This window comes from Massilia sp. WG5 (assembly GCF_001412595.2).
In the GTDB taxonomy this organism is placed as follows: Bacteria; Pseudomonadota; Gammaproteobacteria; order Burkholderiales; family Burkholderiaceae_D; genus Telluria.
In genome coordinates, this window is sequence record NZ_CP012640.2 from 1787337 (window position 1) to 1812284 (window position 24948).

The 24948-nt window shown below is 70.1% G+C and carries 24 protein-coding genes; 17 read left to right on the forward strand and 7 right to left on the reverse strand.

Annotated elements, in window-relative coordinates; translation table 11 throughout:
- Positions 1–6 precede the first annotated feature (6 nt).
- The 5 genes from AM586_RS07935 to AM586_RS07955 are packed head-to-tail and all read left to right on the forward strand — an operon-like array spanning position 7 to position 4480.
- Entirely contained in the window at positions 7–672 is a 666-nt protein-coding gene (locus AM586_RS07935; RefSeq protein WP_047824028.1) for a PepSY-associated TM helix domain-containing protein, read from the forward strand.
- Between the two features lie 19 nt (positions 673–691).
- Positions 692–1228: a DUF2271 domain-containing protein gene (locus AM586_RS07940; protein WP_197416401.1), complete on the forward strand. Its 537-nt coding sequence runs from the start codon at positions 692–694 to the stop codon at positions 1226–1228.
- Between the two features lie 14 nt (positions 1229–1242).
- A complete protein-coding gene (locus AM586_RS07945; RefSeq protein ID WP_229411092.1) occupies positions 1243–2049 on the forward strand; it encodes a DUF4198 domain-containing protein in 807 nt (268 codons plus the stop codon).
- Positions 2050–2067: 18 nt separating this feature from the next.
- A complete protein-coding gene (locus AM586_RS07950; protein WP_047824024.1) occupies positions 2068–3108 on the forward strand; it encodes an FAD:protein FMN transferase in 1041 nt (346 codons plus the stop codon).
- Positions 3109–3115: 7 nt separating this feature from the next.
- Positions 3116–4480 (forward strand): sulfite reductase subunit alpha, encoded by a 1365-nt coding sequence (locus AM586_RS07955; protein WP_047824023.1) that lies wholly within the window; start codon positions 3116–3118, stop codon positions 4478–4480.
- A 15-nt stretch (positions 4481–4495) separates the two neighbouring features.
- Here AM586_RS07955 and AM586_RS07960 read toward each other — a convergent pair whose 3' ends face one another.
- From AM586_RS07960 to AM586_RS07980, 5 genes are all read right to left on the reverse strand, one after another.
- Positions 4496–6331: a bifunctional diguanylate cyclase/phosphodiesterase gene (locus AM586_RS07960; protein WP_052233405.1), complete on the reverse strand. Its 1836-nt coding sequence runs from the start codon at positions 6329–6331 to the stop codon at positions 4496–4498.
- A gap of 4 nt (positions 6332–6335) precedes the next feature.
- Positions 6336–6935 (reverse strand): MEDS domain-containing protein, encoded by a 600-nt coding sequence (locus tag AM586_RS07965; RefSeq protein ID WP_047824021.1) that lies wholly within the window; start codon positions 6933–6935, stop codon positions 6336–6338.
- A gap of 80 nt (positions 6936–7015) precedes the next feature.
- On the reverse strand, positions 7016–9223 hold the full coding sequence (locus AM586_RS07970) for a TonB-dependent siderophore receptor (protein WP_047824019.1): 2208 nt from the start codon (positions 9221–9223) through the stop codon (positions 7016–7018).
- Between the two features lie 83 nt (positions 9224–9306).
- A complete protein-coding gene (locus tag AM586_RS07975) occupies positions 9307–10059 on the reverse strand; it encodes a hypothetical protein (RefSeq protein ID WP_156328138.1) in 753 nt (250 codons plus the stop codon).
- A gap of 98 nt (positions 10060–10157) precedes the next feature.
- Positions 10158–11603, reverse strand: coding sequence for a carboxylesterase/lipase family protein (locus AM586_RS07980; RefSeq protein WP_052233404.1), 1446 nt, complete (start codon positions 11601–11603; stop codon positions 10158–10160).
- Between the two features lie 122 nt (positions 11604–11725).
- Here AM586_RS07980 and AM586_RS07985 point away from each other — a divergent pair, with 122 nt between their 5' ends.
- From AM586_RS07985 to AM586_RS08025, 9 genes are all read left to right on the forward strand, one after another.
- The gene (locus AM586_RS07985) at positions 11726–13321 is read left to right on the forward strand and encodes an ATP-binding protein (protein ID WP_060567030.1); all 1596 of its coding nucleotides are present in this window, start codon (positions 11726–11728) and stop codon (positions 13319–13321) included.
- The gene (locus tag AM586_RS07990; RefSeq protein WP_047824013.1) at positions 13318–14001 is read left to right on the forward strand and encodes a response regulator; all 684 of its coding nucleotides are present in this window, start codon (positions 13318–13320) and stop codon (positions 13999–14001) included. Before AM586_RS07985 ends, AM586_RS07990 begins: the two co-directional genes overlap by 4 nt.
- Before the next feature lie 63 nt (positions 14002–14064).
- The gene (locus AM586_RS28565; protein ID WP_047824011.1) at positions 14065–14520 is read left to right on the forward strand and encodes a hypothetical protein; all 456 of its coding nucleotides are present in this window, start codon (positions 14065–14067) and stop codon (positions 14518–14520) included.
- Positions 14521–14552: 32 nt separating this feature from the next.
- Complete coding sequence (locus AM586_RS08000) at positions 14553–14960, forward strand: BlaI/MecI/CopY family transcriptional regulator (RefSeq protein ID WP_047824010.1); 408 nt, start codon at positions 14553–14555, stop codon at positions 14958–14960.
- A complete protein-coding gene (locus AM586_RS08005; protein ID WP_047824008.1) occupies positions 14957–15151 on the forward strand; it encodes an oxidoreductase-like domain-containing protein in 195 nt (64 codons plus the stop codon). The genes AM586_RS08000 and AM586_RS08005 overlap by 4 nt, the downstream gene beginning before the upstream one ends.
- The gene (locus AM586_RS08010) at positions 15138–16892 is read left to right on the forward strand and encodes a ClcB-like voltage-gated chloride channel protein (protein ID WP_373887925.1); all 1755 of its coding nucleotides are present in this window, start codon (positions 15138–15140) and stop codon (positions 16890–16892) included. Before AM586_RS08005 ends, AM586_RS08010 begins: the two co-directional genes overlap by 14 nt.
- A gap of 10 nt (positions 16893–16902) precedes the next feature.
- Positions 16903–17610, forward strand: a complete 708-nt coding sequence (locus tag AM586_RS08015; protein WP_047824006.1) for a GNAT family N-acetyltransferase — start codon at positions 16903–16905, stop codon at positions 17608–17610.
- 67 nt (positions 17611–17677) lie between these two features.
- A complete protein-coding gene (locus AM586_RS08020; RefSeq protein WP_307163492.1) occupies positions 17678–18253 on the forward strand; it encodes a DUF421 domain-containing protein in 576 nt (191 codons plus the stop codon).
- Between the two features lie 54 nt (positions 18254–18307).
- Complete coding sequence (locus tag AM586_RS08025; protein WP_047824668.1) at positions 18308–18901, forward strand: CHRD domain-containing protein; 594 nt, start codon at positions 18308–18310, stop codon at positions 18899–18901.
- A 16-nt stretch (positions 18902–18917) separates the two neighbouring features.
- On the opposite strand, the gene gluQRS is transcribed toward AM586_RS08025, so the two are convergent.
- Positions 18918–19856, reverse strand: a complete 939-nt coding sequence (gene gluQRS, locus AM586_RS08030; protein ID WP_047824004.1) for a tRNA glutamyl-Q(34) synthetase GluQRS — start codon at positions 19854–19856, stop codon at positions 18918–18920.
- Between the two features lie 169 nt (positions 19857–20025).
- Between gluQRS and pyp the strand changes: the two genes are divergently transcribed.
- The 3 genes from pyp to AM586_RS08045 are packed head-to-tail and all read left to right on the forward strand — an operon-like array spanning position 20026 to position 22541.
- Complete coding sequence (pyp, locus tag AM586_RS08035) at positions 20026–20415, forward strand: photoactive yellow protein (protein WP_047824002.1); 390 nt, start codon at positions 20026–20028, stop codon at positions 20413–20415.
- A 3-nt stretch (positions 20416–20418) separates the two neighbouring features.
- The gene (locus tag AM586_RS08040) at positions 20419–21642 is read left to right on the forward strand and encodes an AMP-binding protein (protein WP_047824000.1); all 1224 of its coding nucleotides are present in this window, start codon (positions 20419–20421) and stop codon (positions 21640–21642) included.
- Complete coding sequence (locus AM586_RS08045) at positions 21639–22541, forward strand: MerR family transcriptional regulator (protein ID WP_047823999.1); 903 nt, start codon at positions 21639–21641, stop codon at positions 22539–22541. The genes AM586_RS08040 and AM586_RS08045 overlap by 4 nt, the downstream gene beginning before the upstream one ends.
- A 6-nt stretch (positions 22542–22547) precedes the next feature.
- On the opposite strand, the gene AM586_RS29165 is transcribed toward AM586_RS08045, so the two are convergent.
- Entirely contained in the window at positions 22548–24851 is a 2304-nt protein-coding gene (locus AM586_RS29165; RefSeq protein ID WP_047823997.1) for a bifunctional diguanylate cyclase/phosphodiesterase, read from the reverse strand.
- Positions 24852–24948 lie beyond the last annotated feature (97 nt).

Sequence of the window (24948 nt, forward strand, 5' to 3'; positions counted from 1 at the left end):
TAATGCATGTACTCGACCGGTCCGACATCCTCCTCCCCTCCAGCCGCCCTGCCGGCCGCGCCACGCCGCGCCGTCTGGCTGCGCCAGCTGCACCAGTGGCACTGGATCAGTTCCGCCATCTGCCTGATGGCGATGCTCCTGTTCAGCGTCACCGGCTTTACGCTGAACCACGCGGCGCAGATCGAAGCCAGGCCGCAGGTCACGCGCCAGAAGGCCGCCCTGCCGGACGCGCTGCGCGCGCGCCTGGCCGCCTTCGCCGAAAGCCATGCCGACGCCAGACTGCCGCTGTCCGACGAGCTGGCCAGCTGGGCGAACAAGAATTTCCCGGTCGACGTGCGCGGCGTGAACGCCGAATGGAGCGAGGAAGACGCCTATATCGCCCTGCCCCGCCCGGGCGGCGACGCCTGGCTGCGCATCGGCGCCGACGGCCGGGCCGAGTACGAGAAGACCGACCGCGGCTGGATCTCCTGGCTCAACGACATGCACAAGGGCCGCAACGCCGGCGCCGTGTGGAGCTGGTTCATCGATATCTTCGCCGGGGCCTGCCTGGTGTTCTGCATCACCGGTTTCCTGATCCTCAAATACCACGCCGCCAACCGGCCCTCGACCTGGCCGGTGATCGGCTTCGGCATCGTGCTGCCGATCGTGCTGGCGCTCCTGTTCGTCCATTAATCCCTTTGAAAGCCCGTCCATGACACTGTCCCGATCGATCGCCCTGAGCTTGCCCCTGACGTTCTCCCTGACGCTGCCGCTGGTGTCGAACGGCGCGATGGCCGCCGACCTGAGCGTCAAGTTCGAACTGCCGCAGCTGAACGTGGCCGAGTACCACAAGCCCTACGTCGCGATCTGGATCGAGCGCGCCGACCAGAGCGTGGCGTCGACCCTGGCTGTGCTGTACGACGTCAAGAAGAAGGACAACGCCGGCACCAAGTGGGTCAAGGACCTGCGCACCTGGTGGCGCAAGGCCGGCCGCGACGTTGAGCTGCCGATGGACGGCGTGAGCGGCGCAACCCGCCCGGCCGGCGTGCAGACCCTGAACTTCGCCGGTCCCAAGGCAGGCCTCGACAAGCTGCCGGCCGGCGACTACAAGCTGGTCATCGAAGCCGCGCGCGAAGCCGGCGGCCGCGAACTGGTGCGCGTGCCCTTCACCTGGCCGGCCAAGGGCAAGCTGGCGGCCAGCGGCTCGGGCAAGGAAGAGCTGGGCGCGGTCTCGATCTCGGTCCAATAAGAAGAGGAATTGCCATGCAAGCCAGATTCATGAAGCAGTTCGGCATCGCCTTCGCCCTCGCCGGCATCGCGTGCGCGGCCCAGGCCCACCGCCCGTGGATGCTCCCGACCAGCACCTTCATCGAGACCGAGCGCGAAGCCTGGGTCACGATCGACGGCGCGGTCTCGGAAGGCCTGTTCAACGTCGACCACCTGCCGCTGCGCATGGACGGCCTGACGGTCACCGATCCGGACGGCGCCACCGCGCCCGCCCCGGCCGCCACGGTCGGCAAGTTCCGCTCCAGCGTCGACCTCAGGCTGCCGAAGGACGGCACCTACCGCGTCACCCTGGCCGCCACCAACGTCATGGGCAGCTACAAACTGAACGGCGAGACGAAACGCTTCCGCGCCAGCGAACAGGCCGCTGCCAAGGAAATCCCCGCCGGCGCCACCGACGTGAAGAGCAGCGTCATGGTCCAGCGCCAGGACACCTTCGTCACCCTGAACAAGCCGAGCAGCGGCGCGCTGAAAGCCACCGGCACGGGCCTGGAACTGGTGCCGGTCACCCATCCGAACGAACTGCGCGCCGGCGAGAAGGCGAGCTTCCGCTTCCAGCTGAACGGCCAGCCGCTGCCGAACTTCCCGTTCAGCCTGATCCCGGGCGGCGTCAAGTACCGCGGCACGATCAACGAAGTACGCCTCAGCACCGACGCCAAAGGCGAAGCCAGCTTCACCCTGCCGGCCGCGAACATGTACTGGCTGAGCGCGAAATACCCGGTCGCCGAATCGGCCGACGCCAAGCGCTACAGCTACTCGGCCACGCTCGAGATCCTGCCCGAGTAATCGGCTCAGCCCTCCATCATGCGCGCCGTCCTCGTTCCCCTCGATGCCGATCCGGTCCTGCCCGACCCCGCCAGCCGCCCGCACGGCCTGGCCGGGACCTCGATGGGCACCGGCTGGTCGGCGCGGCTGATGCTGCCGCCGGCGCTTGCGTCCGGTCCCGATGGCGACCTGCGCGGCGCCCTGCAGCGGGAGCTGGACGGGATCGTCGCCCAGATGAGCCACTGGGATCCCGGCTCCCTGCTCTCCCGCTACAACCGCGCGCCCGGCGGCAGCTGGCATGCGCTGCCGCCGCAGTTCTTCGCGGTGATGGACTACGCGCTGTCCGTCTTCGACGATAGCGGCGGCGCCTACGACCCGGCCGCCGGCGCCCTCGTCAACCTGTGGGGCTTCGGTCCCGTCGGGCGCTATGACCAGGCCGGCTTCTACGCGCCCGCCGCCGGCGCGGTCGCCGCCGTGCTGGCGCAGGCCCGCGAAGGCCGGCCCGTGCTCGACCGCGAAGGCCGGCGCCTGCTGCAGCCGGGCGGCGCCGTCCTCGACCTGTCCTCGGTGGCGAAGGGCTACGCCGTCGACTGCCTGGCGCGGCGCCTGGAAGCCCTGGGCGTCGGCCATTACCTGGTCGAAGTCGGCGGCGAGCTGCGCGGCGCCGGCGTCAAGGGCGACGGCCAGCCCTGGTGGGTCGAGCTGGAAGGCGTGCCCGATGCGGCCGATGCGGCCGGTGCGGCTGCCGCGCCGGCGCCGCAGGCGGTGGTGGCCCTGCACGGCCTGGCGGTCGCCACCTCGGGCGACTACCGCCGGTACTTTCATCACGCCCGGCGCCGGGCCTCGCACACGCTCGACCCGCGCACCGGTTCTCCCGTAGACAACGGCGTCGCCTCGGTGACGGTGCTGGCCCCGGACTGCATGGCGGCCGACGCCCTCTCCACAGCCCTGACGGTGATGGGCGCGGAGGCCGGCCTGGCGTTTGCCGAAGGGCGCCACCTGGCGGCGCGCTTCCTGCTGCGCGAGGGCGGCGGGCTGCGCGAAGTCCACAGCCCGGCCTGGCGCGCGCTCTTGCAATGACACTCCGATGACGATCACCACCGAACCGCTGCGCCTGGGCGGCGCCCTGCTGCTGTGCGCCAGCTACCTGCTGATGTGCGCCGGCTACGTCCGCGCCGCGCGCGCGCGCGCCGCGGCGGTCGGCGCTTCGGGCGCCATTACTGCCGACTGGCTGGTCGTGTATGCGAGCCAGACCGGCAGCGCCGAAGCCCTGGCCCGCCGCAGCGCCGGGCTGCTCGCCACCGGCGGCCTGGCGGCGCGCGCGGCCTGCATCTCCAGCCTCGACGACGCCAGCCTGCGCGGCGCGGCGCGCATCCTGTTCGTCGCCAGTACCTACGGCGAGGGCGACGCCCCCGACACGGCCGCGCGCTTCGCCGGCCGCCTGATGGCCGCGAACGGCAAGCCCGCCGGCCTGGCCCACCTGCACTACGCCGTGCTGGCCCTGGGCGATCGCAGCTACGCCAACTTCTGCGGCTTCGGCCGCGCGCTGGACGCCTGGCTGGCCGCGGCCGGCGCCACGCCGCTGTTCGAGCGCATCGACGTCGACCGCAACGACAGCCGGGCCCTCGAGGACTGGCAGCACCACCTCGGCCGCCTGGCCGGCACCATGGATGCACCCGACTGGGAAGCGCCGGCCTACGCCGACTGGCGCATCGCCGAGCGCGAGCTGCTGAATCCCGGCAGCCTGGGCGCCCCGCTGGTCCGCCTGGCGCTCGCGCCCGTCGATGCCGCCCTGCCCGCCTGGGAAGCCGGCGACCTGGCCCAGCTCAGCGCCCCGGCCGACCCGGACCATCCGCGCGAATACTCGATCGCCTCGATCCCATCCGACGGCCGGCTGGAACTGCTGGTGCGCCTGCAGCGGCGCGAAGACGGCAGCCCGGGCGCGGCCTCCGGCTGGCTGTGCGAAGGCGCGACGGGTGGGGACCGTATCCGCCTGCGCATCCGCGAGCACCAGCGCTTCCGCCTCGGCGAGAATGCGCGCCGGCCGATGCTCCTGATCGGCAATGGCAGCGGCCTGGCCGGCCTGCGCGGCCTGCTGCGCGCGCGCGTCAAGCTCGGCGTGCGCGAGAACTGGCTGCTGTTCGGCGAACGCAACAGCGCCCACGATTTCCTGCTGCGCGGCGAACTGGAAGGCTGGCTCGATGCCGGCTGGCTGGAGCGGCTGGACCTGGCGTTTTCGCGCGATCAGGCGGAGCGCATCTACGTGCAGGACCTGCTGCGCGTGCAGGCCGATGCCGTGCGCGCATGGATCGGACGCGGCGCCGCCATCTATGTGTGCGGCAGCCTGCAGGGCATGGCAGGCGGCGTGCACGAGGCCCTGGGCGAGATCGTCGGCGCCGATGTGCTGGAACAGCTGGCGGCCGAAGGGCGCTACCGGCGCGACGTGTACTGAGCCATCAGCCTTTGGTCACGCCGCTCCGCCCCACGGCCTGGCGGCCGGCTGCCGGAAGCGCTCCAGCACCTGTACGGACGGCAGCGGGCGCGCGACCAGGTAGCCCTGGATCTCGTCGCAACCGTGGCGCTCCAGGAAGGCCGCCTGGCCGGCGGTTTCCACGCCCTCGGCAATGACGCGCATCCCCAGCGTCCTGGCGAAGGAGATCACGGCCAGCACCACCGCCGCCGCGCTCGGCACGGTTTCGATTTCGTGGATGAAGGAGCGGTCGATCTTCAATTTATCGACCGGGAAGTTGCGCAGCGCGCTGAGGCTGGAATAGCCGGTGCCGAAGTCGTCGATCGAGATGGCTACGCCGAAGTCCTTCAGCTCGTGCAGCAGGCGCGTCGCGTGGTCGATGTCGTGCATGATCGAACTTTCCGTGATCTCCAGCTCCAGGCTGGACGGCATCAGGCCGGTGGTGTGCAGCGCCTGCTTGACGGTGTCGACGATGCGGGCATTCCGCAGCTGGCGCGCGGCCAGGTTGACCGCCACGGTCGCGTCGGGAAAGCCGGCTTCGTGCCAGATCCGGGCCTGGAGGCAGGCTTGCAGCAGCACGCGCTCGCCCAGCGCCACGATCAGCGCCGAATCCTCGGCCAGCGGGATGAAGCGGGCCGGCGGCAGCAGGCCGTGTTTCGGGTGCTGCCAGCGCACCAGGGCCTCGGCGCCGGTGAAGGCGCCGGTGGCGAGGTCGAGCTTGGGTTGGTAATGCAGGACCAGCTCGCCGGCCGGCACGCCCCGGCGCAGTTCCGTCTCGAGTTCGATGCGCTCGGCCACCGCGGCGTCGCGCGTGCTCGCATACAGCTGGATATTGTCCTTGCCGGTACTCTTGGCGCGCAGCATGGCCGAATTCGCGCGCCGCAGCAGCATCTCGGCGTCTGCGCCGTCCAGCGGGTAGATCGCGGCCCCGATGCTGCAGGTCACCACCGCGTCCTTGCCCGCCAGCGGCACCGGGTCGCGCACCGCCGCCAGCATCGCGTTCAGGCGCGCGCTGCTGCGCTCGGCGCTGTCGAGGCCGGCCAGCAGGATCACGAACTCGTCGGAGCCGATGCGCGCCACGGTATCGCTGTCGCGCACCAGGCGCGCCAGGCGCCGCGCGGTCTCGCGCAGGAACTCGTCGCCGCAGGCATTGCCCAGGCCGGTGTTGATGAAGGTGAAGCTGTCGAGGTCGAGATAGACCACCGCGACCATGCGGCCCTCGCGCTGGGCGCTGCAGATGGCGCTTTGCAGGCGGTCGATCAGCAAGGCGCGGTTCGACAGGCCGGTGAGCTGGTCGTGGGTGGCGCGGTACTCCAGCTCGCGCGTGCGTTCGGCCACGCGCAGTTCGAGGCCGTCGCGGGCCTCGCGCAATTCGCCGTTGGCCAGGGCCAGGCGTTCCTGGAAGTGGCGGGTGACCAGGATCCGCCCCAGGGTGCCGGCGATATTGCTGAGGAAGGCAATGTAGGGCCGCAGCGCGGCGTCGTCGTCGACCCTGAGCAGCAGCCAGCCGAAACGCCGGGTCGGCGTGCCGATCGGGAAGCACTGGACGCCCGTCTTCAGGTGGCGCATCACATTCAGTACCGGCACCGGTGAACACTCGGCCTCGCAGTGCAGCTTCAGGGCAGCCATGTAGGCGTTCGGCGCGTCCGTAAAGCCCTCGAGGGCAACGTGGACCTCGGCCAGCCCGGGCATGCTCTCGAGGGCGCGCGCGACAAAGCTGGCGATGTGCACCTCGTCCGGCATCGCGTCGATGGCCTGCTGGATGACGAGCAGCCGTCCCAGCACCATGGCGTCCAGTTGCGGCGGGCCCGGTTCTTCGACGACGGCGGCCATGGCATCACCCGTAGTTCTGGTAAAAGGGATTGCGCAGGAGGTGGCCGCCGACGATCACGACCGGATGCACGTTCAGCACATCGTAGATCAGGCCGCCGTCGAACCTGTTCAGGTCGTACTGGCACATGATGGTCATCGGCGCCTCCTTGATCAGCTCGTTGATCCGCGATTCGCATTCGAGGATGCGGTCGGCGCCGGGAATGCCGCGCAGCGCCCAGGTCATCTCGCCGGCGAAGCGGGCGCCGGCCAATCCCCTGGCCTGGCCTTCCACGTAGGCCTCGCGCAGCCTGGCGAGCATGTCGTCGGGATCGAAACGCCCCATCGGAAAATAGCCTTCCGCCGTGATGGCGGCCTCGGCCTGTCCGGGCCGGTCGCGCACGGCCGCGGCCAGGTCGAGCTCTTCCAGGGCGCGCGGCAGGTCGGCGCGGCTGGGCACGTCGGCCACGTAGTTGAAGGCCTCGTGCCCGAGCAGGGCCTGGCGCGCATACAGGGGCAGGATCTGCCGCCGCTCATCGTCGCTGTTGTAGAGGTAGCAGATGTGCGTGCCCGCGGGATAGGGCTCGTCCGTGAATCCTAGGCATACATGCCGTCCTGGCGCCGCCATGCTGGCTCCCTGTGCATTCGGTCAGGGGTCCGAGAATACACCTTTCATTCCGAGTCGGCGTCGGCTTTTACCCACGGCGTTCAGAATTTCATTTCGAGGTTCGCCGCCACCCGCGGCGACGAGGGCGTGAAATTCGTCTGGCGTGAGGCGCCCGCCGCGTCCTGGTACAGGCGATCGGAGGCATTGTCCTGGCCGAGCAGATTGTTGGCCGACAGGCGCAACTGGTAGCGCGGATTGAACTTGACCAGCACATAGGCGTCGAGGTCGCGCCGGGTCTGCTGGTACTGGCTCTGGGCGTCGGAGATCCGCACCCAGCCGCCCTTCTGCCAGGCCAGGCTGCTGCCCATGGTGAGATCGCCCTTGCGGTAGTCGATGCCGAGGTTGGCCGACATGACGGTCTGGCCGTCGAGGCGGTTGCCGGGGCCGGGCACGCTCGATACCCGGGACCAGTTGCGGGTGAAGGCGGCGCGCAGGTCGATGCCGCCGAGCGCGGCGGCCAGCAGCTTGCCGGGCGCCTTGGCTTCCAGTTGCAGCGAGCGCACCAGCGCATCGCCGTCGTTGACCGGACGGTAGATCCAGCGGCCGTTCGGGTCGAGGTCGAGGGTGGTGCGGATGTAGTCCGAGATCGCGCGCCGCGACACGCTGGCCGAGAACATCGCGCCTTCCTTCAGGAAGTGCTCGTAGGTGATGTCGATGCCGTTCGCCAGCTCGGGGCGCAGGTCCGGGTTGCCGCCGGAGTCGGGCGCGAAGCGGGTGTTGACGGCGGCATCGTAGCGGCGCGCGGTGAGCTGGTCGATGGTCGGCGCCTTGTAGGTGCGGGTCAGGGCCAGGCGCAGCTGGCGTCCGCTGTTGCCGGGGAATTTGTACAGGGTCTGGGCGACGGGGCTCAGCACGTGGTTGCGCGAACTGGTCGACAGGCGGCCGGTGTCGGTGCCGCTCGCCTCGCTGTCGGTCCGCACGCCTTCCCAGCGCGCGCCCAGGTACAGCGAGAGCTGCTTGTCGACGTTCCATTCGTCCTGCACGAAGCCGGCCACGCGCGTCACTTTCGGCGCGAAGGTCTCGAGGATGCGGGTCGACGCGTCCTGGTTCAGCTGGTCGCGGCGGTCGCGGGCCTGTTCGCTTTCCTCGACGCTGCCTTCCAGTCCGGTGGCCAGCGCATGCCCGTCGAACAGCGAACGGGTGTACTTGCCGCGCACGCTGGCGCGGTGCGCGCGGGTGATGCTGTTCCAGTCGCGCAGCAGGCGCTGGTCGCCCGCCTCGGTGAGCAGCTCGTTGAAGTTGAGGCCGTCGTTGCGGCTGCGGTCGCCCGACACCTTCAGGTCCAGCTTGCCGCCCGCCAGCTTGCCGATCCAGCCGACCTCGCCCTGCATCATGCTGTTGGTGTTCGGCGAGCGGTACCGGGTGTCGACGTAGTCCGGATTGCCGAAGCTGCCGACCTGGTCGATGTTGTGCGACGCACCGGTCCAGCCGCTGCGACCCACCTGCAGTCCGCCCGACAGGTTCAGCTCGTCGCCGTCGGCGACTTTCCAGGACAGGCGCGGGAACAGCACCACGCCGCGGTAGCCGCCGCCGCCGTCGGACGCGGTGCTGCGCGCCTGACTCACTTCGCCGGACGGCAGGGTGAAGGTATCGAAGCCGCGCGAGCGGCTGTCGTTGTCGCCGTCGTACACGCCGGCATACACGAAGTACGAGAGCTTGCCGGCCTTGTCGGCCAGGTTGACGCCCCCATTCAGGTTGCGGCTCTGCTGCGATCGCATCAGGCCGATGCGCACGTCGTGCTGCGGCTTCGACGTCACCTTCTTCAGCACGATGTTGATCGTGCCGGCGATCGCCTGCATCGAGTACTCGGCGCTGGCCGCGCGGATGATCTCGATCCGCTCGATCTGGTCGGGCGTCAGCGCGTCCATGTTGAAGCCCGGCGGCGGGCGGTCGCCGTTGACCAGGATCTGGGTATAGCCCGCGCCCAGGCCGCGCATGCGCAGGGTCTTGCCGGTCACGGTCACGCCCGGCGCCCGCTTGAGCACATCGTAGATATTGTCGTCGCCGTACTTGCGGATCTCTTCCGCGCTGAGCACCGTCTTGCTGGCGGTGTCGTCGCGGCGCGGATCGTAGTCGCTGGCCGCGCCCTTCACCTCGACGGTGGCGACTTTTCCCTCTTCCTTGCGGTCCTTGCCGTCCTTGTCGGCGGCGGCGGGTTCGGCGGAGACGGCGGAGACGGCGGTCTGCGCCAGCGCGGCGGCCGGCAGCAGGGAAACGAGGACGAGGGAGGCGACGGAGCGGACTGGCATCGTGAAGGGCTGCGTTACTGAACAGCCCGCCACGATAGCAGCCGCGCGGCGTTTAAAGTGCGCTAATTGTCACAATGCAACAATTACTCCGCGGCGCGCACGCAGCTGAAGTAGGCGAAGAGATCGTCTCCGCGTTCCGCGGCGGCGCCGGTGGCCAGGTTGACCGCCAGGTGCCCGACGGCGCTGCCTTCGGTACCCATGGTCGACGACCAGGTATTCCCCAGTGTCCAGCCATGGCCGGCGATCGCACCGGACGCATACAGCGCGCTCAGCTCGGCCGCGTTCGGCTGGCGCCAACCGTCCGCGCCTTCGATCGTGGTGCTGGTGCAGAAGGCGCTGGCGTTGCTCCAGCTGCCCGCGCTGCTCACGCCGGCCCAGGACAGGCCGTTGAACGTCACCACGGTCGCGGTCGTGGCCGGGGCCAGGCACTTGTTGCTGCCGCTGTCCAGGCTGGCAGGCGGGATGCAGGTCGGTTTCACGCTGCAGACGCCGCCGACGCGCACGCTGCCGGCCTCGCAGGGCACGGCGGTGACGGTGAGCTTGGTCGTGGCCGAGGTCGGGCCCCAGCCGCCGACGCTGTTCTGGTACGCGGTGATCGTCGTCTCGCCGGGTCCGGTGATGGTCACCAGGCTGCCGGAGACGGTGGCCACCTTGGGGTCGCTGCTGCTGAAATTGAACGGCGCCGGGCTTTTCGAGGTCGGCGGCGTCAGGTTGAACGGCGCATCGGTCTCGGTCTTGGTAATGGCCGCGAACGCGCCCAGCGGCGGGCCCTGGTCCGGATCGGAGCACGCCGCCATCAGGCACAGCATCAACAACAAGCCGATGAGTCGCTTCATGTCATCCCTTTTGAAATCGTCAAATAAGCTTTGTCACAGTATCAAAATCCGGGCTTCCAAAATACGTGCTTTGTCACGCGTGCGCGACGCCGGCGCTCTTAGTGGCTTGCGGACAGTGTTCCGTGAATCTCAGTTCCCCAAGGATCCTTCTCCGCGACTGGCTTGCCATGCGCGCCGAAATCCATGATCTCGTCGCTGGCGCGCGCATACCGCGGCCAGGCCGGCAGCCCGGCGCCGTTCGGGTCGCCGCGCTTCACGAAGTTCACCAGGTAGGCGCTCATCGCGCGCGCCATGGCGCGGTCGCGCCGCGTGGTCTTCGCGGCGTACTTGATGGCGGCGGTGTCGAAGAAGAAAGGAATATCGGTCGCGTGCTGGGCGCCCGGCTCGCCCACCGACTGCGCGACATACGAGAACCGGTAGGCGTAGACCGGCACGCCATGGCCGGCAAGCGTGCCCGCCAGCTTGCGCGCGCCGGCCACCATGAAGCCGGTCCTGCCGCCGATGTCGGCGCTGGTGGCGCCGATCATCACCGGCACCCTGGCGAAGCGGCCTTCGGCGAAGGCGCGGGCCGAGTCGACGGCCAGCCTGCCGTCGGCGAAGGGACCGATATAGGTCGGCGGATCGCCGGCCGGGCGGTTGGCGAGGTTCATGCCGTCCACCACCTCCCCGGCCGGCAGCGCGCGCAACCTGTCCAGCACCTGAGCCTGCGGATCGCCGGCCGCGATGCCCTTGCTGGCCGCGAAATTCACGCCGGCCTGCTCGACCTCGGCCAGGGCGGGCGTCGGCGTGCCGCCATCGCCGCCCGACAGCACCACGGCGCCGGCGAACAGCCCCCTGGCCAGCGGCGACGCCAGCAGCGTATTCACCGACATGCCGCCCGCCGACTCGCCGACGATGGTCACCCTGGCTGGATCGCCGCCGAAGGCCGCGGCATTCCGCTGCACCCACTGCAGGGCTGCGAGCTGGTCCATGAAACCGTAGTTGCCGCCTGCCTCGTCGCGACTCTCCCTGCTCAGGGCCGGATGGGCGAAGAAGCCGAAGCGCCCCAGGCGGTAATTGAAGCTGACCACCAGCACGCCCTGCTTCGCCAGCCGGGCGCCGGCATAGGTCGGCGGCGAGCTGCCGCCGTTGACGAAGCCGCCGCCATAGATCCAGACCAGCACCGGCAGTCCGCCCCTGGCGCCGGCCTTCGTCGGCTGCACCGGCTTCCAGACGTTGGCGTACAGGCAGTCTTCCGAAGGCGCGGTGCCGAGCGGGGCGGCGTCGCTGGGGAAAGGCAGCTGCATGCAGTCGTGGCCGTATGCCAACGCCTGGCGCACGCCGCTCCACGACGCGGCCGGCTGCGGCGCGCGCCAGCGCAGCGCGCCGCCAGGGGGCGCGGCAAAGGGAATGCCCTTCCAGCTCGCGACCCCGCTTTCGACCGCGCCGGCCAGCTTGCCGGTGTCGATCGCCACCACCGGCCCGGCCTTCACGGCGGCGAGCGCCGGCGCGCCCAGGGCGAGAATGGCGGCGAACAGGATGCTGCGTGGCGCGGGATGGGGCATGGGCGGTCTCCGATGGTTGAACCCGGCCGATGCTAATCAGAGCTTGATAGCCCGTCAATTGAAATTGGTCGGGGCGCCGCAACTTGTCCTAGAATGGCTCGTTGCCAACTTTTCATCCGACCTTGAAAATTTCGATCGGCCATCGCCTGTTCGCTTCCGTCCTGCTCGCGATCCTCGCGGTGGCGGCGGGCGCCGTCTACCTGCTGCGCCAGAACGTGCTGGCGGGCTTCGGCGACTATGCCGTCGGGATCGAGCTGGACCGCCTGGACGAGTTGTCCGGCGCGCTGGCGCGCCAGTACCGCGGCCATGGCGGCTGGACCTTCCTGCCTGCCGGCGATGCGCGCGCGGGCTGGATCGCCCGCGAGCTGGAACGCCTGCAGCGCGAACGCGAGGAGACCGTCGCGCCGGCGCCGGCCGCGCCGGAGGCTCCTGCTGCGCCCGAGGCTCCCGCCGTGCCGCAAGCCGTTCCAGCAGCGGCGCCGGTCGCCGGCGTGCCTGACGAGCCGCCTGCCGCTGCGCCGGCCGCGCCGATGGCCGTGGCCGCCCCGCCCGCGCCGCCCGCACCGCCCGCGCCGCCGCTTCCGCCCCTGCCGGCGCCCAGGATCGCCCCCGAACCGGGCGTGGACGCCTCCCTGCCCCGGCGCATCACCCTGCTCGACGCCGGCGGCCGCTACCTGGCCGGGCGCGTCCCCGGTGCGCTTCCGCTGGCGCGCCGCCCGATCGCCGTGGACGGCCGCACTGTCGGCTATCTCGGCGTGGCGCGCGGCCGCCGCCCGAGCGACGCCATGGCGCTGGCCTTCCTCGAGCAGCTGCGCGCCAGCCTGTGGTGGATCCTTGCTTTTGCGGTGGCCCTGTCGGCGCTGGCCGCGACCCTGCTGGCGCGCCACTTCCGCGGTCCGATCCGTGAACTCGCGGGCGGCGCCGGCATGCTGGCCGAGGGCCGCTTCGAGGTGCGCCTGCCGGCCGGGCGCAGCGATGAACTGGGCGAGCTGGCGCGCCACTTCAACACCCTGGCGCAGAAGCTGGACAGCGCGGAAAGCGCGCGCCGCCAGTGGGTGGCCGACACCTCGCACGAGCTGCGCACCCCGCTGGCCGTGCTGCGCGCCCAGCTCGAGGCGATCCAGGACGGCGTGCGCGGCAGCGGCCCGGACAGCATCGACGCCATGCTGCGCCAGGTGCTGGCCCTGAACAAGCTGATCGACGAGCTGTATGCGCTGGCGCGCGCCGACGTCGGTGCGCTCGAACTCAGCCTGGTGCCGCTCGACCTGTGGCGGCTGGCCTGCGACCAGGCCCGCGCCTTCGAAGCGCGCCTGCTGGCGGCCGGGCTGGCGCTCGAATTCGGCCCGGCGCCGGCTTCGGCGATGGTGCTGGCCGATCCCGACCGCATGCGCCAGGTGCTCGACAACCTGCTCGAGAACAGCCTGCGCTACAGCGCCGCCGGCGGCCGCGTGGTGCTGGGCGCTGCAAGCGATGGGACGCTGCTGCGGCTGCACCTGGACGACAGCGCGCCCGGCGTGCCGGACGAGGCCCTGAGCCGCCTGGGGCAGCGCTTCTACCGCGTCGACGCCTCGCGCAGCCGCGCCCACGGCGGCGCGGGCCTCGGCCTGGCGCTGTGCCGCCGCCTGCTCGAAGCGCAGGGCGCGCAGCTCGGCTTCGCGCATGCGCCGGCCGGCGGACTGCGCGCCACCATCGTCATCCCTCTCGCCAGGCAAGCATGAACCAGGAAATCTACATCGTCGAAGACGAACCCGAACTGGCCGCGCTGGTGGCCGACTATGCGAAGGCGGCCGGCTTCGAGGCCACCGTGTTCGGCGACGGCGCCCAGGCCCTGGACGCGATCCGGCGCCGGCCGCCGGCCCTGGTGGTGCTCGACCTGATGCTGCCCGGCCTGGATGGCCTGTCGCTGTGCCGCGAACTGCGCCGTTTTTCGGCGCTGCCGGTGGTGATGACGACCGCGCGCGTCGAGGAGATCGACCGCCTGCTCGGCCTGGAGCTCGGCGCCGACGACTACCTGTGCAAGCCTTTCAGCCCGCGCGAGCTGGTAGCGCGCATCAAGGCGATCCTGCGCCGCGCCGCGCCGGCCGCCGGGCCCGCCGCGCCGGCGCCGCCCGCCATCGACGTCGACGCCGCCGCGCGCCGGATCCGCATCCACGGCCAGGTGCTGGCGCTGACGCCCACCGAATACGGCATCCTGGCCGCGCTGGCGCGCCGGCCCGGCCAGGTATTCTCGCGCGCCCAGCTGCTCGACGCCGCGCGCGAGGGCAACGCCAGCCTGGACGTCGCCGACCGCGCCATCGACAGCCACGTCAAGAATTTGCGCCGCAAGCTGGACGCCGTCCTGCCGGGCGTCGAGGCCATCCATTCGATCTACGGGCTGGGATACCGCTTCGATTTGTGATCTTCATTTTTTCTCCACATTCGGGCTGCACCATGGTTGCATCCAACTGAAAAGGAGAACGACATGAAAACCCGCATCGCCTTCCTGGGCTTCGTCCTGCTGTCGGGCGCCGCCGGGGCCAGCCTGGCCGACGGCCGCGTCCACGTCTACGTCAACTGCCAGGCCGCCGACGCCCACTGCCCGCCGCCGCCGAAGGCGCCGAAGCCGCCGCGTCCTCCGGTCCCGCCGCCGCCGCCGGCGCCACCCGCGCCCGATGCCGACACGGCCGCCGCCGCGCTGCCCGCGCCGCCCGCACCGCCGGCTCCCGCAGTCCCACCCGCGCCGCCCGTCCCGCCGGCTCCGCCGCCGCAGCCGGAGATCCCGCCGGTACCCGACAGCGCCCACGCCGACTGCGCCGCGAAGAAGCCGGGCACCCGCCTGAGCTTCACCCTGCGCCCGGGCGAAACCATGAGCGGCGTCTGCCGGAAACAGGGCGGCAAGATGGTCTTTTCGCTGCGCGAGTACGAGCTGGCCGGGTGACTTTCGCGGCGGGAGCGGGTATCCTTGCCCGCATGCCGTCTCCCGCCCCACCGAAACCGACTCCATCCGAACTGGAACTGCTGCGCATCCTCTGGCAGCTGGGCGCCGCCACGGCCAAACAGGTGCACGAGGCGATCGCGGCGGAGCGCCCCGACATGACGGCGGCGACCGTGCTGCGCCTGCTCCAGCTGATGCACGCCAAGGGCCTGCTGCTGCGCGACGAAAGCCAGCGCGCCCACGTCTATACACCGGCCCAGCCGCAGGACAGCCTGCAGACCAGCCTGGTCAGCGACTTGATCACGAAAGCCTTTTCCGGCTCCGGCAAGGCGCTGGTGCTGGCCGCCCTGCGCGGCCACGTCAGCAAGAAGGAGCGCGAGGAGATCCAGGCCATCCTCAGCGGCGAGAACACCGGTCAAAAAGACGGCGGGAAGGCATCGTGAACGACAGCGTTTCCCTGCCCGACCCCGACCCGCGCCCCGTGCCGCCCAGGGAACCCGCGCTCGAGGATTGCTGCGGCACCGGCTGCGTCAACTGCGTGTTCGACATGTACCAGATCGCGCTCGAGAACTACGAGCGGGCGCTGGCAGCCTGGGAAGCGCGGCATCCGGGACAGGCCGGTGCAGGCGCCTAGCGCCGGCCGCGGCGCCGGCATCGGCGGGCGGCTGCGCACCCTGGTCGGCGCCAACGCCTTCCTGCTGCTGGCCGCCCTGACCGGCTTCGTCGGCGCGCTCGCCACCGTCGCCTTCCGCGAAGGGCTGGTCGGCTTGCAGAAACTGTTATACGGTCGCAGCGGCTCCTTCGTCGAAATCGCCGGCAGCCTGCCCTGGCAGACCCGCCTGCTGCTGCCCTGCGCGGGCGGCCTGCTGGCCGGCGCCCTGCTGGCCCTCGGCCGCCGCCTGCCCTCGCAGCGCCGCCCGGACTACATGGAGATCGTGGCGATCGGCGACGGCCGGGTGCCCATCCGCCTCACCCTCGTCAACGGCCTGTCCTCGCTGCTGTCGATCGCCTCGGGCGGCTCGATCGGCCGCGAAGGCTCGATGATCCAGCTGGCCGCGCTGTCGGCTTCCGTGGGCGGGCGGGCGCTCGGCCTCACGCCGATGCGCCTGCGCCTGCTGGTGGCCTGCGGCGCCGCGGCCGGCATCGCCGCCGCCTACAACGCGCCGATCGCGAGCGCCTTCTTCGTCACCGAAATCGTGCTGGGCGCGATCGCCATGGAGAGCCTCGGCCCGATCATGGTGGCGGCGGTGGTCTCGAACATCACGATGCGCCACCTGCCCGGCTACCACCCGACCTACGAGATGCCCGCCTTCGCGCCGATCGCCGGCGCCGAGATGCTGGCCTTTGCGGTGCTGGGAGTGCTCGCGGGCCTGGCCGCGCCGGCCTTCCTCGGCGGGCTGCGGCGCACCCGCCGGCTGTTCGAGGCGCTGGCGCTGCCGCTGCCGCTGCGGCTGGCCCTCGGCGGCCTCGGGGTCGGCGCGATCTCGGTATGGGTGCCGCAGGTCTGGGGCAACGGCTACAGCGTGGTGAACTCGCTGCTGCACGCGCCCTGGGTCTGGCAGAGCGTGCTGCTGGTGCTGGCCGCCAAGATGCTGGCGACCTGGCTCACCTGCGGTTCCGGCGCGGTCGGCGGCATCTTCACCCCGACCCTGTTCGTCGGCGCCACGCTCGGCTACCTGTTCGCGCTGGCGGTGCAGGCGGTCTGGCCCGGCGCCGCCGCGCTGCCGCCGGCCTACGTCGCGGTGGGCATGGGCGCGACCCTGGCGGCCGCGGCCAGCGCGCCCCTGATGGCGATCCTGATGATTTTCGAGATGACCCTCAGCTATCCGCTGATGCTGCCGCTGGTGCTGGCCTGCGTGATCGCCTACGCGGTCGCGCGCGCGGCCGGCGGCGCTTCGATGTACGAGATCACGGCGCAGCGCCTGGCCGAGGCGGAAGAGCGCGAACGGCTGCGCACCATGCGCATCGCCGAACTGATCCGCCCCGGCGAAACGGTCCTGCCGGAAGGTGCGCCGCTGAGCGAGGCGGCGGCGCTGTTCCGCCAGCATACCGTCAAGTACATCTACCTGGTCGACGGCGCGAACCGCTATCGCGGCGTGGTGGCGCTGCACGACATCGCGCCGCGCTTCCAGGATCCGGCGCTCGCCACCCAGCCCTGCGCGGAGATCGCCCGCCAGGACGCGCTGCCGCTGCTGACGGCCGATATGAGCCTGGACGAGGCCCTGCGCCAGTTCATGCGCCACCACGGCGAGCGCCTGCCCATCGTGGGCGGCGCCGACAATCCGGAACTGCTGGGCACCGTGCACAAGACCGACCTGCTGGACGCCTACGTGCGGCTGAATCGGACCCTGCTCCACACCCGGATCGAGGCGTAGAATATTGAGCATGGCACATTTGCTCGATAACATCTTCTGGAACACCCTGAACGGCGCGCACTACCACCTGTCGAGCGGCACCGACCGGGCCAGGCGCTATGCGCAGGGCTTCTCCCCCATCATCGGCTTTCCGGATCCGCAGCAGCCGGACTTCGCGGCGCTGGAGCCCTTCTGCGAAGCCGGCGAGCGCTTCTACTGCGACGCCTGGTCGGGTCCGGCGCCCGGCGGCTGGCGCATCGAAGCCGAGTCGACCATGTTCCGCATGGTCTGGGACGGCGCGCTGCCGGAGCTCGACGAGGCGCCGGACGCGAATTTCCTCGGCACCGAAGATGCTGCCCGGGCGCTCGAGCTGGCCATGCTGACCCGCCCCGGCCCCTTCGGTCCGCGCACCATCGAGCTGGGCGAGTACTTCGGCTACTTCGAAGAAGGGCATGGCGGCAGCCGGCGCCTGATCGCCATGGCCGGCGAGCGCATGGCGGCGCCCGGCCTGCGCGAGATCAGCGGGGTCTGCACCCGCCCCGGCTACGAGGGCCGCGGCTATGCGCGCCGCCTGATGCTGAAGCTGATCCGGCGCCAGCTGCTGCGCAGCGAAACACCCTTCCTGCACGTGATGCGCGCCAACCAGGCGGCGCACGCGTTCTACCTGCGCATGGGCTTCCGCGACTACAAGGAAACGGTGGTGCGGGTGGTGACGCCGGAAGGCCGCTACGTTCCCTAGCGCACGATCGAAACGCGGACTCGTCATTACAATCCTCTCATCCGTCAGCATTCCTTGAGAGGCCGCCATGTTCGATATGGATCTTCCGTGGTGGGAATTTATTTTGCGCGGCGCGATGGTCTACCTGGCGCTGCTGGTCATGGTGCGCCTGTCCGGGCGCCGCACCATCGGCCAGTTCACGCCCTTCGACCTGCTGGTCGTCATGCTGCTGTCGGAAGCGGTGTCGAACGGCCTGTCCGGCGGCGATGATTCCGTGAGCGGCGGCCTGATCATCGCGGCGACCCTGATCGTGCTGAACGGCAGTATCGGCCTGCTGTCGGCGCGCAGCCGGAAGATGGAAGCGATGGTCGAAGGCGAGGTCGTGCTGATCGGGCGCGACGGCGTTTTCTTCGACAGGACCATGCGGCGCAACCGTATCGGCCAGATCGACATCGAGCAGGCGCTGCGCGGAGCCGGCTGCGCCCGCCACGAAATGCGGTGCGCCTTTCCCGAGGCGGACGGCAGCATCACCATCATGAAGGAAAACCAGCCGGGAACGCCACCCGGCCCCGGGCAGGAATATCTCCGAACCCCTCGGTTCTTAAGGGCACTATCTCAGCCGTACGGTGCGAGTCCGCCCCATCCACTGGTGCTAAGTTTTTGATCGCATCCCAGGACGGGGTGCGTTGCAGAGACTCTGTTCAACACGATGTATTCCATGAAACAAGTTCTGTCCGTTCTAGCACTGGCGGCGGCGTCGGCCCTGGCCACCCCGGCCTTCGCCCAAACCTACCAGGCCGTGGCCAGCGGCCCGGCCGAGAGTCCGCCCAACGGCTCGCCCGGCAACAGCATCGCGACGATCGAGTTCAGCGGCACGAATATGTCGGTGGACATGCCGTTCAACAACCTGGTCGGCAGCACCACCGAGGCCCACGTCCACTGCTGCACCAGCGAGGCCTTCACCGGGACGTCGCCGGTCGCGGTGCCGTTCACCGACTTCCCGGCCGGGGTCAAGTCCGGCTCCTACACCAGGACCTTCGGGCTGTACGACGAAACCACCTATGACCCGGCCTTCCTGAAGGCGAACGGCGGTACGGTGCAGGGGGCGGCTTCGGCGCTGGTGGACTCCATCAATGCCAACGAGGCTTACATCAACATCCACACGACCGCCCATCCGGAAGGCGAGATCCGCGGCTTCATCGTGGCTGCGCCGGTTCCGGAACCCGCCGGGTGGGCCCTGCTGGCGGGCGGGCTGGGCGGCCTGCTGTGGGCGAGCCGGCGCCGGCGTCCGGAAACCAGCTGGCAGAAATAGACAGGAGGTGGGCTAGCTAGCCACGCAGCACGGCGCCGCGTTCGGCGAGGAGGTTTGCCCAGGCCGGGACCGCCTCCTGCCAGAACGCGGCCAGGGTGCTTGTCGACGCGGCCCGCGCGCCAAGGCGCAGGCCGAGGAAGCCGGCGGCTTGTTGCAAGGCTGCAACGGCGGCCTCTTCCGAATGAGCATGTTCGCCGGGCAGGATCGCCAGCGCCCCGGTCTGCTTGGACAGCTTTTCACCATTCGCATTGCGCACCACCGGCACGTGCAGGTAGCGCGGCGTCGGCACGCCGAGCAGGCGCTGCAGGTAGATCTGGCGCGGGGTCGAGTCGAGCAGGTCCGCGCCGCGCACGACGTCGGTCACGCCCTGTTCCGCATCGTCCACCACCACCGCGAGCTGGTAGGCCCAGTAGCCGTCGGCGCGCTTGAGCACGAAGTCCCCCGATTCCAGCGCCAGCCGCTGTTCCTGCCAGCCGGCGAAGCGGTCATGGAAGCCTACCGCGTCCGCGCCCGCTTCCGGCACGCGCAGGCGCAGGCTGCGCGCTTCGCGGCCCGGCGCCAGGCCGTGGCGGCAGGTGCCGGGATAGATGGCCGCGCCGTCCGGCCCGACGCCGAGGCGCGAATCGGCGATCTCCCTGCGGTTGCAGCCGCAGCCGTACACATGCGCCGCGAGCCGCTCGCGGGCAGCCTGGTAGAGCGCCTTGCGCTGGCTCTGCCAGACGATCTCCCCGTCCGAATCCATGCCCAGCCAGGCCAGCTGTTCGAGGATGGTCTCGGCCGCCCCGGGCACGGCGCGGCCTTCGTCGATGTCTTCGATGCGGATCAGCCAGCGCCCCTTGTTGGCGCGGGCGTCGAGGTAGCTGGCCAGGGCGGCGACCAGCGAACCGGCGTGCAAGGGGCCGGTCGGAGATGGCGCGAAACGGCCGATGTAGGCGCTGAAAGGGGTCGTGTTCACAGGCGCAACCTTAGCACAGGCGGACAGCGGGCGTCCGGCAGCCCCGGTCGATGGATGTTTGTCCACGACAACAACCGCTATATTCACTTGCAATTACCGCAAAGCAATATACAATTGTGTTTTGTCCTAGACAAATAAGACAAACAACCGAGACCAACAAGGAGCACCCATGCTGTCAATCCCGAACGTGATCGCCTTCGGCAAGGACGATATCGACAATTCCCTGTCCAAGCTGCCCGGCAACAAGATCGATGAACTGGCCTTCGGCGCCATCCAGCTCGACGCCCAGGGCAGGATCCTGCGCTACAACCAGGCCGAGGCGGAGATCACCGGCCGCAAGGCCGACGCCGTGATCGGCACCAACTTCTTCCGCGACGTCGCGCCCTGCACCAACACGGCCCGCTTCAAGGGCGTGTTCGACGCCGGCGTGCGCGCCAACAACCTGAACACCATGTTCGAGTACGTGTTCGACTACAAGATGACGCCGACCAAGGTGAAGATCCACATGAAGAAGGCCATCAGCGACGGCACCTTCTGGATCTTCGTGAAGCGCCTGTAAGCCATGCACGCCTCCCCATGGTGGACCGACCGCGGCGCGCTGCTGCGCTTCGTCGCCGACCTGGCGGCGGGCGAGCTGGCGGCGCTGCGCCATGACCAGTTCCTGCTGCCCGCCGGCTGGACCGGCTCGCTGTCGCTGCAGCACGACCTCGGCGTCGACTCGCTCGAGCTGCTGCACCTGGCGGGCAGCCTGGCCGAAGCCCTGCAGATGCACCGCAGCGGGATCGAGGACTACCTGCTGGCGCGCCGCACCCTGGACGGCTGGCTCGACATCGCCACCGCCGCCCTGCAGCACTGGGACGCCGAACTGACTTTCCGCACCTCGGGCAGCAGCGGCGAGCCAAAACGCTGCACGCACGCCCTCGCCGCCCTGGAACAGGAAGCGGCCAGCCTGGCCGCGCTGTTCCCGCGGCGCCGGCGCCTGCTGCTGGCGGTGCCCAGCCATCACATCTACGGTTTCCTGTTCGGCGTGCTGCTGCCGCGCCATCTCGGCCTTGAAGCGGACCAGGTCGTCAGCGTGCGCGCGCGCCTGCCCTCGCAGCTGGCCAGGCATGCGCTGCCCGGCGACCTGGTGGTCGGCCATCCGCAGTTCTGGCAGGCGGCGACGGGCAGCGGGGCGCGCTTCCCCGAGGACGTGACGGGCGTCAGCTCGACCGCGCCCTGCCCCGATACGGTCGCGGAACAGGCCGAGGCGGCGGGGCTGGCTTCGCTGGTCCAGATCTACGGCGCGTCCGAAACCGGCGGCCTCGGATGGCGCGCCTCGCACCGCGACGCCTATCGCCTGCTGCCCTACCTGGAACGCGTGCCCGGCCTCGACGACGAGGTGCTGCGCCGCGGCCCCGATGGCGTCGTGCGCGCCCTGGCGCCGCAGGACGGCCTGGCGTGGTGCGGCGCCGACCGCTTCACGGTGGGCGCGCGCCGCGACGCCGCGGTCCAGGTGGGCGGCGTCAACGTGTTCCCGGAACGGGTGCGCAATGTGCTGCTGGCGCACCCGCTGGTGGAAGATGCGGCCGTGCGCCTGATGCGCCCCGACGAGGGCCAGCGCCTGAAGGCCTTCGTGGTGCCGCGTCCCGGCGCCGGCGCCGCCTTCGCGCAGGAGCTGCGCGCCTGGGCCGACGCCAGGCTGGCGCCGCTCGAGCGTCCGAAGGCGATCACCCTCGGCCCGCAGCTTCCGCGCGGCGCGTTGGGCAAGCCTGCCGACTGGCGGCTAGAATACAGTCACTCATGACGATTACACAAACTACCCTCAGTATCGCCGCCGTCGAGCGCGAGACCCGGCTGTCCAAGGACGTGCTGCGGGTCTGGGAACGGCGCTACGGCTTCCCGCAGCCGGAGCGCGACGCGAACGGCGAGCGCAGCTACCCGGCCGAGCAGGTCGAGCGCCTGCGCCTGATGAAGCGCCTGATGGACCAGGGCCACCGCCCCGGCGCCCTTGCCGCGCTGGCGCCCGGCGAGCTGGCCGCGCTGGCCGCGCCGGAGCTGCGCGCGGCGGCGGACGAGCCGCAGGATGGCGCGATCGCGCTGCTGCTGGACCTGATCCGCGAGCGCGACCCGATTGCTGCCCGCCACGCGCTGCGCCAGGCGCTGGCGCGCCAGGGCCTGGAGCGCTTCGTCGAGCAGACCGTGGCGCCGCTCACGGCGGCCGTCGGCCTGTGCTGGGAAGACGGCAGCTTCGACGTCTTCGACGAACATTTCTATACCGAATCGGTAGAGAGCCTGCTGCGCCAGGCGATCGCCGACCTGCCCGGCGCCCGCCAGGGTCCGCGCATCCTCCTCACCACCGTGCCTGGCGAAGGGCATGGCCTCGGCCTGCTGATGGCCGAAGCCATGCTCTCGCTGGAAGGCGCGACCTGCATTTCGCTGGGCACCGAGACCCCGCTGCTCGACATCGCGCGCGCAGCGGCGGCCTACGGTACCGGGGTCGTGGCGCTGTCGTTTTCGGCGGCCTATCCGCGCCGCCAGCTGGCGCCGGCGCTGGCGCAGCTGCGCCAGCTGCTGCCGCCGGCGGTGGAATTATGGGCCGGCGGCGCCGGCGTGGCGCGCCTCGATGCCGTCGACGGCGTGCAGCTGCTGCCGACGCTGGACAGCGGCCGCCAGGCGCTGGCCGCGCTCGGCCTCAAGATGTAAGTCCGCTCAGGCGGCGTCCTTCGACTGCCAGCCCTGCAGCTGCGCGATGAAGTCGTCCAGCGGCGCCGGGCGCGAGAACAGGAAGCCCTGCATCGCCGGCTTGCGGTTGGCCGTCAGGAACTCGGCCTGCTGCACGGTCTCGACGCCTTCCGCCACCACGCGCAATCCGAGATGGTCGGCCATCGCCAGGATCGACTGCACGATGGCGGTGCCGTTGGCGTCGCCCGGGGTGTCGCGGATGAAGCTCTTGTCGATCTTGAGTTCGTACAGCGGCATCTTTTTCAGGTAGGCCAGGTTCGAGTAGCCGGTGCCGAAATCGTCGATCGAGAAGCGGATCCCCATCTGCGCCAGCTCGTGCATGCGCGCGATGGTTTCATTGAGATCGTTGACCAGCAGCCCTTCGGTGACTTCGAAGATCAGCTGGCTGGCCGGCGCGCCGGTCTCGACCAGGATGGTGCAGACCTGGTCGACGAAGTCGGGCTGGCGGAACTGCAGCGGGCTGACGTTGATCGACAGCGGCACCGCCAGGCCGGCGCGGTCGAGGCGCTGCCAGTACAGGCAGGCCTGGCGCAGCACCCAGTGGCCGAGCGGGACGATCAGGGCGCTCGATTCGGCCGCCGGGATGAACACGTCGGGCGCGACCATGTTGCCGTCCGCGCGCCGCCAGCGCATCAGGAGCTCGGCGCCGACCGGCACGCGCCGGTGGTCGATCTGCATCTGCAGGTGCATCGACAGTTCGCCGTTCTCCATCGCGTTCGCCAGGTCGCGTTCCAGGGTCAGCTTGCGCTCGGCCTCGGCCAGCATGCCGGTCTCGAACAGGGCGACGCCGTTGCGGCCGGCGACCTTGGCGCGGTACATCGCGGTATCGGCTTCGCGCAGCAGGTCGTGGCCGGTCTTGCCGTCGCGCAGCGGCAGCGCGATGCCGATGCTGGCCGAGGCATTGTAGAGCTGGCCGTCGATCTCGACGTCCTGGGCCAGGACGCTGCGGATCTTTTCGGCCACGGTCTGCGCCACGAGGGTGGCGCGCTCGACTTCCCGGCCCAGGTTCTCGAGCAGGACCACGAATTCGTCGCCGCCCAAGCGCGCCACGGTATCGCCCTGGCGCAGCACGCCGGCGACGCGCGCGGCGGCATGCTTGAGCATCGTGTCGCCGATCGCATGGCCGCGCGCATCGTTGATGGTCTTGAAATTGTCGAGGTCGATGAACAGCACCGCGCCCAGGCCGCCGCCCGTGTAGGCGCGCGCGACCATGGCGTCGAGGCGCTCGATCAGCAGGCGCCGGTTGGGCAGCCCGGTCAGCACGTCGTAGAAGGCCAGGCGGTGGATGGCGTCGGCGTCGTTGCGGCGCTCGGTGATGTCGCGCCCGACCACCACCCAGTGCGTGTTGCGGCCGCCTTCGCCGGCAAAGGGCACCATCTCCATCTCGACCCAGTATTTTTCGCCGCTCTTGGCGTAGTTCACCAGCTCGGCCGTCACTGGCTCGCCGCGCTGCATGGCGCTGAGGATGCGCGCGACCTCGGCCTGGTCGGTATCGGGGCCGTACAGCAGGCGCATGCTGCGCCCGACGATGTCTTCGCGCGAATAGCCGGTGCGGCGCACGAAGGCGTCGTTGGCGAAGATGACAGGCTGTTCGGCGCCCTCGACATCGACCACCCGGGCGATCAGCACCATGTCGTTGAGGCGCGCCACCGCGGCCGAGGTCAGGCGCAGCTCGGCATTCAGCTCATGCAGACGGGCATGGCCCTCTTCGAGCGAATCGGCGGTCCGGCCCAGCTCTTCCATCGATGAGTTCAGGCGCTGCAGCAGGCCGCCGCAGGTCAGGGTGATCAGGGCGCCGACGAACAGGTAGTTCAGGGTGACGATCAGGCAGGGCAAAAAGGCATGCTCTTCCATGCCCGCCACGTACAGCCTGGCATAGCCGGCGATGCCGAGCGTGAAGATGGTCGCGCCGCTGAACAGCAGCGCGCCGATCGCCGGCCGCATGCCCAGCAGCACCACGCTCAGCACGGGCAACGCGACCAGGAAGATCTGGCTCACCGGCCCGACGGTCAGCATCAGGCCGATGCCGATCATGTACAGGATCGCGAGGAAATTCACGACCCGGAAGGTGTAGTCGACACGCGGAAGACGCCAGAGCGCGATCACCCACGCCAGCGCCAGGCTGTCCATTGCGGCGACCGGCCAGAGGCCCTCGCTGACCGACAGGCCGATGCTGGGCACCGCCGCGAGCGTGCCGAGCATGACCACATACGACAGCAGGGTTGCGAAAACCCTGGAGCGCCAGTGTGCGATGTCGTAATAGGTTCCCATGGAGCGGCTCGTCAATCTCACTCCGCATGCGACTTCTACGGAGGATCATGGATTGTTGCAAAGCAACATTCTAGTTTAGGGCGCGGAAGCTGTCAGC